Here is a 12,636-nt window from a genome sequence, read left to right on the forward strand (position 1 = left end):
AAAGTTCCCACTACCGGAAAAGTCTAATCGAACCGCACTCGATTATGGCCAGTACCGGGTGGGAACTACTAATTTTATTATAGTAACCTTTTATTTTATTAATTAAAAGAATACTAATATTTGATGAATAAAAACTGAAAATCATCTATACTTATCAGATTAATCAATTTTCAAGACTCTATTTCAGACCCACCTCCTTCATAACTTGATCAAAGCAGAACCCTTCTCGAATCAATCCCGATCCAGGAGACTCTTAAGAAAAATAAAGATATTAAAATTCATCCCCTGATTAGGACTTCTGAATCGATCTTTATTTTAATACATCCACAATTGATTCCTGGTTTATTCATCCATTACCTCCTAGCCACTCAGCACGTACCCCTTCCGTGTCTCCAGGGTAAAAAGCTTCATTATAAAAGAACCGGACACAATTGAAAAACCGCCACCTCCCACTCCGCTTTTTCCGCAGAAAGAGCAGAAACACTTCATTTCCGGTTCTGGTTTTCCACTTAAGTCATTGAAAAGGATTTTCATTATTAATTTAATTCCGCTTCCTGCACCTTCCCTACTCTTCAATTTCCCAATTTGAAGTATTCCCGGCTTTCACTACCTCCTACCTTTTTCTTTAATGCAAAATACCAAGATTTAGAAGTTAGTCCGGACTGCATAAAGCCGGTCCCTAAGCTCCCTATTCATAAGTCCTCCCAAATTCTAAATCTTGAAAGTGTATCAGCAGCCAAAAAAAGGTGACAGTGAAGGCCTTTAGATTTGTTATATAGATAAATTCTATTCTCTTGATGATGTTGAAAAGAGGGGGGAATAAAAATCAAAATAAGAAAACGCTCAGGATACAATAAGTAAATCAATTATAAACCTTTTATTCTTTTAGTTATAAAACGCTTAGAAACACACCACAGTTAATTGGAAACGTGGAAGAAGATCCAAAATCCCACAGGTTTGAAAACGGAATATTGGTTACCCGATTCCCTCTGGCAACCAATGAACAATTTTTTAAAGATGGTGAGAAAGTTCAGGAAACGCAATGGTACCAACTTGTGGCCTGGGCTAAACAGGCAGAACTTGCAAACAAGATTGATGAAGATTGGCTTGGCTTTTTAGGTTTTGAATATGTTGAACCAGAGCATTGGGAAGAGAATGAAATTATTTTCAGAGATATTTATAGGTTTATAGATGATATGGGATGGCAGGACTCAATGGAAGTTCATATAGTAACAGATGCTTCAGATCAGTTTGGGATAAGTCAATATGAGTTTTATATTGATGGAAAAGCTATAGATTATTACCGGAAAAAATATGTACATGACCTTCAAAGTGCCTATTATTCTTATACTGGTTTTGAAATTGCCTTCTTGGATGAGGTAAAAGAACGTTATGAAAACTGGAAACTCCTAGAAGGAAAGGAAAAGGACGAGGAAGAGGAGGACCTACCATTCTAAAATTTAAGTGAAAATTTCAACTTGATTATTGAAAATGTGGTTAATGATAGATCTTTGTCTTTTCCGAAGTAAATTCGGTACAAGCTGCGGGAATGACTATAATGAGCCTATCATATATCCAATACTAAATGCCAGCGGTTTTTGGGGTGGAGTTTTACCCAGTAATCTGCCAGGGGTTTGATCTTATTCCAATCGTATTCAGACAAAAGTTAATTTAAACACTTTTTAAAGTATTTTAAATATTTGTATATAAGTCTTAATTATGGAATAGGTTATCCAGAAAGACACTATCCTGTAAACTGTGTAAGTTTCAAAATACCGGGGTTTGACTTTAGTATCTAAAGTTGAACCCTTTCTTCATATATGGTTAAGAACTGATTGAGAATAATTCCCCAGTTTCTCCCAGGCATGGTCCACTTCTTTGTGGCTTCTCTGAGAGCCAAATATACGGATTTCATAACAGCATCATCGGTTGGGAAGGATAGTTTGTTCTTGGTATACTTCCGGATCTTCCCGTTCAGATTTTCAATAAGATTAGTGGTGTAGATGATACGCCGGATCTCCAGGGGGAACTCATAGAAGACCGTAAGATCTTCCCAGTTATCTCGCCAGCTCTTGATGGCATAGGAATACTTATCGTTCCATTTCCTGCAAAGTCCTCCAGAGCTGCTTCTGCAGCTTGTTTGGTAGGGGCATCATAGATCAGCTTCATATCCTTGGTAAAAGCCTTCTTATCCTTCCATACCACATACCTGCAGGCATTTCTGATTTGATGCACCACACAGATTTGGGTTTTGGACTGAGGGAATACATTCTTAATGGTCTCGGTAAAGCCATTGAGGTTATCGGTAGCAGTGATTAGTAGATCTTCCACTCCTCGAGCCTTCATATCCGTGAGTACGCTCACCCAAAAGGCAGCGGATTCGGAATATCCACCAATATCCTTTTTTATAAGAATAAAAAGGAATATAGATTTTTGATAATACTACAAATGGTAGATCAATTAATTTAATTTCGTTTTGAGCCATCACAATGAGATTTAGTGTACTATTTTCTTTTAAGGGCATTGATTCTAACGTCACCGGTTCTTAAGTAACATTTAACCAAGGTTATTGATTCAAGCATTTTATTTAAGGTTAAAAAATCGTCCTCCAGTTTACCTTTTTTATACCAAAGAAAATTTCACCAGCGAGCATTATAATTCCAAACATTCCGAAAAATGAAGATTCTGGTATCCTTGTTAGAATTTCAGCCGCAAATGTGGAGTACAGACCTATTACAGACCAATACAAAAATATCACAGGACGAAATGACCTCCTCCCAATGAGTACATCGAAAAGAAAGAAAATAGCTCAGATTTTCTACTTTTAACCAGTTCGTAAATCGGGAGGAGGTCAATAGCTCAGATTTTCTACTTTTAACCAGTACGTAAATCGGGAGGAGATCAGTCTGGTTAATATGTTTATATTTTCTATAGAAATTATCTCATCTTTAAACCACCAGCAATAATTTATTCTTATATTATTTTAAAAAGAATTCTAAGAATTGATATTAAAATTAGGATAATTATTTTTAATTAGGGAGCTGAAATTACAGAAAAAATAGCAAGATTTGCTATTTTATAATCAACCGGGTTTTGAGATGATCCTCAGGAAAATATCCTCAATTTTTGGTAGTTTTTTTCTTCATCCATACTGGCGTTGTGTCAGATCTGTGGCTACCACCAATTATGTCTTTATACAGTTCAGGTCTCCTGGCATTTTTGTATCGCCAACCTCCTGAAAGTTGTATTTTATCCTTTGTGATTTTTGAAATGGTTATTTCGTCTTCAAAGGATTTTATTTCTGACAAAACTTCTCCATAAGGGTCGATTATCATCGAATTACCATTTTTCAGGTGTTCGCCATCATAGCCAATTGGGTTGGTAAAGGCATAGTAAACTCCGTTGTCGTAAGCCCTTGCAGGTAGCCAGCGCATTAACCAACGTCTACCTTTAGGGCCGTCGAACTCCATTCGTAATGAAACTGGGTCATTTTCTCGATTCTGCCAGTATTTATCGTCTACATATCCTCTATGTGGCATTGCCGATGGTGTACAGCAGGTTACATGAGGTGCAAAAATTATTTCTGCTCCTAAAAGGCTTGTCGCCCGAACGTTTTCTATCACGTTGTTATCATAGCAAATCAGAATTCCGCATTTCCAGCCGAGTATGTCGAATACACAATATTCGCCACCAGCGGACATATGTTTATTGATAAAAGGGTGTAATTTTCGATGTTTTGCCACCACTTCATCACCCGAAACGCAGATATAGGTATTATAAATTTTTCCATCCGACTTTTCTATTAGACCTGCCAAAATCGGAATATCTAAATCTTTGGAAATCGCAATCAACTCTTCTGTGCTTTTGCCACTAGGAACCTCCTCCGCCAAATCCGTTATCTGGGCCTGACTTAAATCTTTGGTAAAAGTGTATGCGGTAATAGACATTTCGTGAAAGCTGATTAAATCTGCTCCATTGGATTTTGCTTTTTCCGCAAGTTTTCGAATTATCGATAAGTTGTATGTTTTATCTCCGTCCTTTGGCTGAAATTGGGCTACTGCTATCTTCACTTCGAGGTTTATATTAGATTGCTTTCTTTCTTGTGCATAACGTGTTTACAGGAGCTAAAATATCGGTAAAAAATCTTTTTTTGGCTGTTAAGCTCCAAGGTTTTTTAATCAAAAAAAAAATTAATGACGAATTAACAGTTTTTTCTAAGACTTTCTTCGAATATTCCAGTGGTTAATTCAAACTTTCAATTTCGTCAATAACCAGAAAATACTGCACGCTCACCGAGTGGAAACCAATACCTCTTCCAGATGAAATTCCATAATTCCCCTTAGGATACAGGGACTTCTCCTGGCTGGTCCTTAAAAAGCAATTCTACCGCAAGATTAATTAAAGGATTCTGCCCATATAGGCAGCGTTTACAATACTAATGCTACAGCATAAAGGACCCAGGGCTTTTATCAGGATGCTTTGATCTAATGGAGAAATGTACTTAAATATGCAACGACAACCCGGGATAGCCTTGGCAATTTGAATAATATTGCCCTTAATCCTCAGGATAAGAAAAAATACGTTGAGGCTATTGAAATTTTTGAAATATTGTCGAAAGAGCAAACCGAACTAACATTCTTTCTAAAGCTAGGTTATAAACAATCTTGCTTATACAAAATGGTTGCAGGACTCTTCAGCAAATATTCAGGATAAATTAGTAAAAGCAACAGAAATCAGGGAAAGAAAATGATAAGGATGGACTTTTGGCCAGTTATCATAATCTTTCAGAATATTACCGATCTAAGAGTAAACAGCTTTCAAAGATATACGCAAACAGTTTATTCACCAATAGTATAACTGCCCGGTTAAACGCAATCCATAAACTGATTCAACGTTCTCCATCAGAGAAAATAAAAGATCTGTCTAAGACCTATATACAACTAAATGATAGTATAAAGTCAGGGAATATTCGGGCAAAAAATTTCTTTGCAAAGATTAAATACGATGAGAAACAAAAGCAACAAAAAACTGATGATCTCCAAGCAAAAAGTATACTACAAAAATTGGAAACCGAAAAGCTGAAAAAGAGAGATATTTAAAGATTTGGCAATTCTTTAGTACATATTTCATTAGCCATTTTTTACATTTTCAAAAACATCAGTTCTTCTTTGGATTAGAAAAGAATACTATTAAAAATCAGGAAACCCAGATTTTAAATTCCAGGGAAAGCGTAAAAGAAGGATTTCTTTTAAACTAAGAAATTAGCTTATGATAAATTTTGAATTTTTACTTCGTATATCCATAGCTTTAACAGCAGGTCTTTTGATCGGTTTTGAAAGAGAAGTTCAAGACAAAAACGCAGGTTTAAAAACAAATGCTTTAGTCTCCTTAGGGGCAGCAGTTTTTGTTCTTGCTTCCCTTCATTTTCAAGGTGATGAATATGTGGATATAACCAGGGTTCTCGGCCAGGTAGTTTCGGGTATTGGTTTTATTGGGGCCGGAGTTATTCTCCATAAAGGCACTAAAATAGAAGGGTTAACAACTGCAGCCACTGTCTGGTGCAGTGCTGGAGCCGGAGTTTTGGCAGGTGTAGGTATGTATTTCGAAGTTATCGCTGTAGTATTAGCTATCCTGTTTGTCAATATTCTATTGGCCAAAGTGAATGATTGGATTAATAGAAAATTTAATAAGAAAAAAAAGAATTGATACTAATCTAATTGACGACAGAACATTTCGATTATAGAGATAAAAGTTGAAAAGTTTTCTGCCAGGTTTATGATAGCGAAAGACATAATTTATAGCCTATGCTATAAATTATGAGATCCAATTAATTCCATATTAATTTAAAATCTTCAATATGATTGGCTATTTTTAAATGTAAAACGGAAAAATCAGAAGTTGTGATATTACAACCATTTCTATTTTACTAAAAATGGCTATAGGTAATCATATCACCATTATATTTCCTTTTACTGGTTAAAAGATAAAGACCATGGAACATAATTCCCTGGAACGCGCCCGAAATATTTGCATCGTGACCACGCTTGCAAATTTAGGCTATTATCCTACCCGGAAATCGACAAAAGAAGCCTGGTTTTTAAGTCCCTTACGCTCAGAAACGCAGGCCTCTTTCAAAGTTTCTCTTAAACTTAACCTCTGGTATGACTTTGGAATTGGAGAAGGTGGAAACAGTATCGATCTCATAATGGCTTTAAAAAACTGCTCGTATAAAGAAGCCATACAGTTTTTACTTAACGAAACATCATATGAGTCGTTTATTCCTGTAAAAAAACCGGAAAAAAGAAACCTTAATAGTCACCAAGGAATTCAAATATTAAAAACACTTCCTATTACTCATCCAGGATTGCTAAGCTATTTAGAAGACCGGAAAATCTCCCTGAGTACAGCTCGAAAATATTGTCGGGAAGTCCATTATCAATTAAATAACAAGGAGTATTTCTCAATAGGCTTACAAAACAGCCAGAATGGATGGGAACTTCGGAACAGGTACTTCAAGAATTCTTCCAGTCCGAAGTCCTTTACTATAATTAAAAATGATGCCAGGCAATTGATCATTACTGAGGGAATGTTTGATTTTCTCTCCCTGGGGACAATCGACAAGAAATTACTTGCGGTTTCCGATTGCATCATTTTAAACTCCCTGGCTTTTATAGACCGTATTAAACCGTTAATAGCTAATTATGATATTGTCCTTCTTTACCTGGACAATGACCCTGCCGGGGATACAGCGACTAAAGAACTGACAAGCCATTATTCCAATCTTAAGGATAAAAGCGATCTTTATCAGTCATATAAGGACCTTAATGAAAAGCTAAAAAGTGAGCTTATCTGAAGCATCAAGAGCATTTTCCCTTCAAATTCCTGGATTATCTCCCTTGAGGTTCTACCCGACTCCTTTAATATTTTAAAGGGCTTTTGTTAATCAAATGTAAATTAATATCCAAAGGAAGAGTGCCTCGCGAGCACCTTCCAACTTTCATTGTTATATACCCAGATATCCGTCAGGAGAAATTTGTACACTCCATTGTCTGGTTTGGGAGCATTAAAACCAGGAGGCTCTGTCCCGCTCCATAGACATCTAACAACAGCTATGTTTTCAAAGCTTTGTACATCAATTATTTCCACCTCTCTTTCTGGCCAATTATAATTTGCTACATTATTCAGATAGAGTTTCTTGTCGATTATAGACGTACCTGCTTTAGCTCCAGCGCCTATCAGTGTGAAGTTAGGACTGATAAGATTTGACAAAAGAAGGGTGTCTTGGCGCCCTTAGGCTTGGGTCCATTGTTTTTCTAATTTATTAAAAATGCCTGCAGGTGTCTCTTGCATATAATGAACTCCCAAGGAGTGCGAGAATTAGAAAGATTAAAGGCTTACATAATTTCATAGAGTTTTTCCATTCTTCCATATTTGCTTTACCTTTTTTAGGTTTTCAATATCAATTAGAGGATCCTCTTTAAGAAGAATCATATCCGCTTTGCTACCAACCTTTAATTCACCAATAGGAAGATCAAATGCCTTTGCCGCATTTCCTGTGGCTGCTTTCAGGATTTCCTCGTTAGACAGGCCAGCCATTTTGTATAACTGCAATTCAAAAAAGTAATCAGAACCAAAATCCATTTTTTCTTCCTGTGCATCGGTTCCTACAACCAAAAGGATGTTATTTTCGTTCATTTTTTTTATAATTTCTGCGCGTTGTTCTGCATCCAATAGATTATTTTCAATCCATTGTCTGATGAATGGAGGAGCATTATCTTTTGGTTTTAAAGCCATTCCTCCATTGGTGACTATAAAGACCCCACTTTTCTTCAAAGTCTGATAGTAAGCTTCTGGAACAGGATAGTCATCTTTAAATTCCAACATATGGACAAAACCATCAGGCTCAAATTCAGCAATCTTCATCATCTCTTCCACTGTATTGGAATGAACAACTACTTTATAACCTTTGCTGTGTGCATAATCTATTATCTGGTGAATCTGCTCAAAATCTAAAGCTGGGAATCCTTGTTTTCCAAACCATTCATGCTGTTCCCTAACGATCTTTATGTAATCTACATTTTCAGCAATACGGTGGTTTACCCATTCTTCAATTGACAGGGAATCATTTATGGTTTCCATATTTGGGCTGAACTGAGTCGGATGACCTCCGGGAACTGTGGCGGCATTTCCGGCACCATACAATCTGGAAAAACCTGAAGAGTCTTTGGTGATTTTTTTCCATCTCTGTTCCCTATCCTCCAGACCTGTATGCATGTTTAGAAGAGTCAGGACTCCCAATGGATAGCCTGTTTTTAGATGCTCTTTCCTGGAAACATGTACATGTGCATTTACTAATCCGGGTATTAGGTAATAACCCGCACCAGCAATGCTCTTACGGCCCTTAAGGTCCTTAGTTGATATTTCTGCTATTGTATCGGCATTAATAGCAAGATTTACTATTCCTTGATCCTGGTATCCATCAAAAAGTCCTACCTCTTTAATTACAAGATCATAAATAGGGGTCTGTGCGGAACCGCACCATGAAATAATGAAGGCAACTATAAATACAAATGTTTTCATTTTTAATTTATTGTTGGAGGGCTAACGATGTAAAATACACAAATACAAATAGTTAATCAAAATTAATTTCGAAAAGTACATAAGAAAAAGTGACTGGATATAGTATCTTATTATTCCGAAATGAATAAAATATGAAAACCACAATAGATCATTTTACTTTCCCTTTTTTATAAGGTGTGACGCTTGAGGTACAAAAAGGTACATTAAATTGACAGGGGAATTAGGACTTCAATTTCACCAAAAATATAAGAGAAATTTCACCTTAGATTTTTTTAATATTGAAGGCTTATCTTTTTAGTGTTTTTCAGTTCTACCTTGTACTTTTCCATCTTTGATGACTGTAGAAATTGAAAGAGTGTTATGTATATTCTTTAGAGGATTTTTGTCAAGTATTACAATATCTGCAACTTTACCATCCTCAACAGATCCCAGAGAATCAGATTGTCCCATCATTTTTGCAGCATTTAAGGTTGCCATTTTAATAACTTCCAAAGGGTTAATGCCGGAGAGTTGAAGGATTTCCATTTCTTCATGTACACTTATGCCGGGTAGAATATATGGAGAGGGACCACCAGTATCCGTTCCCACTACTATGTTCACACCTTCTTGAAGAATTACACTATTGGAGTTCATTGTTTCTTTAATAAAGGTTTCGAAGGTAGGTACGGAATCGAATTGAAAATAATTCAAAAGGATCTGCCGTGACCTTTCAGCCTTGCTGCCATCGGGATCGCTTATCGATTTCATATATATCTCATTGAATATTTCATAAGGCTCCTCTTCCAGCCATTGAAGATTTAGAGGGTAGAAGATTGTAGCTTTTGAGATCATATTGGTAAAGACCCACGAGATATTTTTATCACCCATATTTTTCAACAACTCCTTATCTTCCGGTAGTTGAACAAGTGCTCCATGCATCAGGGCATCCACACCATTTTCTACTGACATTTTAACTTCTTCCATATCCGAAATATGTGCAAAAAGGGGAAGGTCAAATTTGTTCGCTTCTCTGCTGAACTTTTGAATGAAACTTGCTGGCATTCGTTCTATCAGTGGGGGTGTAGGTCCATCCTCAATAGCTATTTTTATAGCAATTGCACCTTCATCCATTGCAGTCTTCACAATTTGCTTTATATCCAGAGTATCTTTAACATACTCGATATTTTCGCCTTCAGTGAAGAGATCTTTATATTCTCTCTTTGCAGGATGAGCTCCCGGGATTGTTGCCATTCTACTAGTGTAGAATATTCTGGGCCCCCTAGCTTTATCAGTATCAATTCTTTTTTTGAATTTTTGCATATCCTCAATTATTCCGTTTGTGATCAGGATATTGGTGATGCCAAAATGAAGGAGGTATTTTCCCTGCTCTTTATAATCTTCCAGGTCTCTTTTCCTGTAGTTGATGAAATGATAGTGGGCATCAAACAATCCCGGTATGGCATACCTCCCGGCGCCGTTGATTACGGTGTCAGCTGTCACATTCAGCTCCTCTTCCACAATTGCTGAAATAATCCCATTCTCCACATATATATCGACTCCCGGCTGAAGATCTCTTCCTGTACCATCGATCAAATCGACATCTCTAATGATCATATCATAATGATCCTTTGTTGATGAAGGAGTTGCAAAATCAACTTGAGCCAGAACTCCAATCGGAAGAAAGAGTAAAAGAAACATAAGAGGGAGAAGGTGAGAAAGATGTGAACTTACGATTTTCATTTTAGGATTTTTTGAAATTCATGCTTTACTATAAATAACTATATGCTATATAATAACTGGGTAAGGCGTGTGCTTACTGGGGTGTCAAAGGCAAAGCAGTATTTGTCCCTGTTAAAAATCAGCAATCATTGAGTAGCCTTTTTGTTGATATCCAACCAGGGATATCCACCCATTTTTTACCTGCACAATCTCGGGTAGAACGGAATTGGCGGGAACGCCGTGAGCATGCGCAGCTGTCATACAAATCTCGAATCTAATGCCATCTGCAGTCATGTCCGATATCTTTTTGGCAATTTCATTTTTCCCGTCCGGAGCGTTTTTCATATTGTTAGTTGACACAAGTTTTACCGAGGGACCAATAAGCACAATAATAATTTCCGGTTGTTCTCCTTGAATGATCATGTGCGGATCCTCTAACATTTCATGAATCAGGTTCAGATGAGCCATAGCTTTATCTGAATCACCGATTCTAAAATCAAAGACAGTATTTAACGAGCTGACGTCTTCCACTGCCTGATAAGTGTCTTCTGCCTGTGCCTGAACCTTTTCCTGTGGCATTAAACCCAGAAAAAATGATACTACTACTAAAAACATTGATTTTTTCATATTTAAATAATTTTGGGTTATTGATTAAAGAAATAATTTGTTCAGAATCTCTAATTCTGAATCTCAAAAAACAGTTTTGCTAAAATTGCTTTTCTCCTACAAATCCATCGATCATCCATATCCTAGCTTCTTACTCAGTTGAAATAAATCCTAGTTGTGGATAAATCACCTCTGTTGGATTAAGCTTATTAGAGAGTTAACTGATTGCTAATTATTAAATTACATATTTTATTTAACTTCTCCGAATTTTGTATTCTAAACAAAAGCTATTATCAATGCCTGCTTTTCTGGGATCAATCTCAAAAGTTGGGTCTAAAGTGAAAAATAGGTTTCTTTGCGGATAAATATTTTCCTGTGAATAAAGAGACTGATCTATCCCTACTAAGCTTAATCCTTCCTGAAGGATTACTCACTTATTTTGATATTATTGGATTGGATAAAAAACCCATTAAAGATCCACTATACGTTAATCGACTTACCATATATTTAGAAGAGAAGAAGGAAATCCCGGAAGCCTATAAAAATCACCAATACAAAGCTAGTGGCTTTATGAAACCTCGGATAATTGATGATTACCCAATCAGAGATAATCTGGTAAGCCTAAGCCTGAAGCGAAGACGCTGGGATGTTTTAGTAGATGAGAAGTGGATCAAAGTAAACCGGAGTTGGGGAGATTTTATTGCACAGGGTACTCGTCTTTCAAAAGAGTTCGCTGATTTTTTAAAAGAAAGCAACCGATAATACCCCCCTTAGCAATAATCAAGTTGGAGGATTCTTCGGGGTTTCAGGCAAAAAACTTCAACGTCAGTATAAAAACCACCTAAGCCAGTACCAAAACTGGGAGCAAAAATCTCATGCTAAAAAGTGGCTCCTATACCCTCAGAACATGGGGCCTTTCCTTTCTATTGATGAGACTGCCTTATCTCAGGTAGAACTCTATACCATAATCACCAATAAGGAGGCTAAGGGTAAAAAAGGAGCTTTGGTAGGTATCTTCAAAGGAACTCGTGCAGAGCCAATCATTGACAGACTCCTTAAACTTCCATCGTCCATCCGGAATAAAGTTGAGGAGATTACCCTTGATATGGCTCACTCAATGAAGCATATTGCAAAAGTTTGTTTCCCTAAAGCTACCCAGGTAACGGACCGATTCCACGTCCAGAAACTTGCCATAGAAGCATTGCAAGAACTTCGCATAAAATACCGATGGGAAGCCATTGACCAGGAGAATGAGCAGATAAAGCAAGCAAAGGCCACCAGTAAAGCCTTCCTGCCAAAACTACTTCCCAACGGAGATAGCAAAAAGCAACTCCTGGCCAGAAGCCGGTATTTACTCTACAAATCAACAGACAAGTGGACCAATAATCAAAAAGAAAGAGCTACTATTTTATTCACAGAATATCCTGAAATAGAGAAAGCTTACAAGTTAGTGAACAACCTCAGGAACATCTTCAATCAGACAAAAGACAAAGGTGTAGCCTTTACAAAATTAGCTCACTGGTACAAAGAAGTGGAAGAGTCTGGTTTTAAAAGCTTCAATACGGTAGCCAACAGCATCTACTTAAACTACCATTCCATATTAAACTATTTTACAAACCGCAGCACCAATGCCTCAGCAGAATCTTTTAATGCCAAAATAAAAGCCTTTAGAGCACAATTAAGAGGAGTCAGAAAAACCGAATTCTTTTTATACCGGCTGGAGAAATTATTTGCTTAAAACCCAGAAAATGT

The 12,636-nt window shown here is 36.8% G+C and carries 10 protein-coding genes and 2 pseudogenes; 6 read left to right on the plus strand and 6 right to left on the minus strand.

From position 1 onward, the window contains the following. Nucleotides 1-920 precede the first annotated feature (920 nt). A complete protein-coding gene (locus ACW6NC_RS14985) occupies nucleotides 921-1,457 on the plus strand; it encodes a single-stranded DNA-binding protein (RefSeq protein WP_457867344.1) in 537 nt (178 codons plus the stop codon). Between the two features lie 338 nt (nucleotides 1,458-1,795). Here the strand turns inward: ACW6NC_RS14985 and ACW6NC_RS14990 are convergent. Together ACW6NC_RS14990 and ACW6NC_RS14995 are read right to left on the minus strand one after the other, a co-directional pair. Further along, nucleotides 1,796-2,391: pseudogene (locus tag ACW6NC_RS14990) on the minus strand (IS256 family transposase); the annotation flags it as partial. Nucleotides 2,392-3,119: 728 nt separating this feature from the next. Beyond that, on the minus strand, nucleotides 3,120-4,070 hold the full coding sequence (locus tag ACW6NC_RS14995) for a nitrilase family protein (protein ID WP_457867251.1): 951 nt from the start codon (nucleotides 4,068-4,070) through the stop codon (nucleotides 3,120-3,122). 693 nt (nucleotides 4,071-4,763) lie between these two features. Between ACW6NC_RS14995 and ACW6NC_RS15000 the strand changes: the two genes are divergently transcribed. From ACW6NC_RS15000 to ACW6NC_RS15010, 3 genes are all read left to right on the plus strand, one after another. Next, nucleotides 4,764-5,099 (plus strand): hypothetical protein, encoded by a 336-nt coding sequence (locus tag ACW6NC_RS15000; protein WP_457867253.1) that lies wholly within the window; start codon nucleotides 4,764-4,766, stop codon nucleotides 5,097-5,099. Nucleotides 5,100-5,268: 169 nt separating this feature from the next. Beyond that, a complete protein-coding gene (locus tag ACW6NC_RS15005) occupies nucleotides 5,269-5,706 on the plus strand; it encodes an MgtC/SapB family protein (protein WP_457867255.1) in 438 nt (145 codons plus the stop codon). A gap of 286 nt (nucleotides 5,707-5,992) precedes the next feature. Beyond that, nucleotides 5,993-6,853 (plus strand): toprim domain-containing protein, encoded by an 861-nt coding sequence (locus ACW6NC_RS15010; protein WP_457867256.1) that lies wholly within the window; start codon nucleotides 5,993-5,995, stop codon nucleotides 6,851-6,853. A gap of 101 nt (nucleotides 6,854-6,954) precedes the next feature. Here the strand turns inward: ACW6NC_RS15010 and ACW6NC_RS15015 are convergent, their stop codons facing one another. From ACW6NC_RS15015 to ACW6NC_RS15030, 4 genes are all read right to left on the minus strand, one after another. Further along, nucleotides 6,955-7,269, minus strand: a complete 315-nt coding sequence (locus tag ACW6NC_RS15015) for a nuclear transport factor 2 family protein (RefSeq protein WP_457867258.1) — start codon at nucleotides 7,267-7,269, stop codon at nucleotides 6,955-6,957. A 135-nt stretch (nucleotides 7,270-7,404) separates the two neighbouring features. Continuing rightward, entirely contained in the window at nucleotides 7,405-8,580 is a 1,176-nt protein-coding gene (locus ACW6NC_RS15020) for an amidohydrolase family protein (RefSeq protein ID WP_457867260.1), read from the minus strand. Nucleotides 8,581-8,874: 294 nt separating this feature from the next. Continuing rightward, nucleotides 8,875-10,299: an amidohydrolase family protein gene (locus ACW6NC_RS15025; protein ID WP_457867262.1), complete on the minus strand. Its 1,425-nt coding sequence runs from the start codon at nucleotides 10,297-10,299 to the stop codon at nucleotides 8,875-8,877. A gap of 111 nt (nucleotides 10,300-10,410) precedes the next feature. Next, on the minus strand, nucleotides 10,411-10,905 hold the full coding sequence (locus ACW6NC_RS15030; protein WP_457867263.1) for a DsrE family protein: 495 nt from the start codon (nucleotides 10,903-10,905) through the stop codon (nucleotides 10,411-10,413). 354 nt (nucleotides 10,906-11,259) lie between these two features. Between ACW6NC_RS15030 and ACW6NC_RS15035 the strand changes: the two genes are divergently transcribed. Then, nucleotides 11,260-11,646: an ISAon1 family transposase N-terminal region protein gene (locus ACW6NC_RS15035; protein ID WP_457867265.1), complete on the plus strand. Its 387-nt coding sequence runs from the start codon at nucleotides 11,260-11,262 to the stop codon at nucleotides 11,644-11,646. Nucleotides 11,647-11,701: 55 nt separating this feature from the next. After that, nucleotides 11,702-12,622: pseudogene (locus ACW6NC_RS15040) on the plus strand (ISAon1 family transposase); the annotation flags it as partial. Between the last annotated feature and the right edge of the window lie 14 nt (nucleotides 12,623-12,636).

This window comes from Salegentibacter profundi (assembly GCF_054121475.1).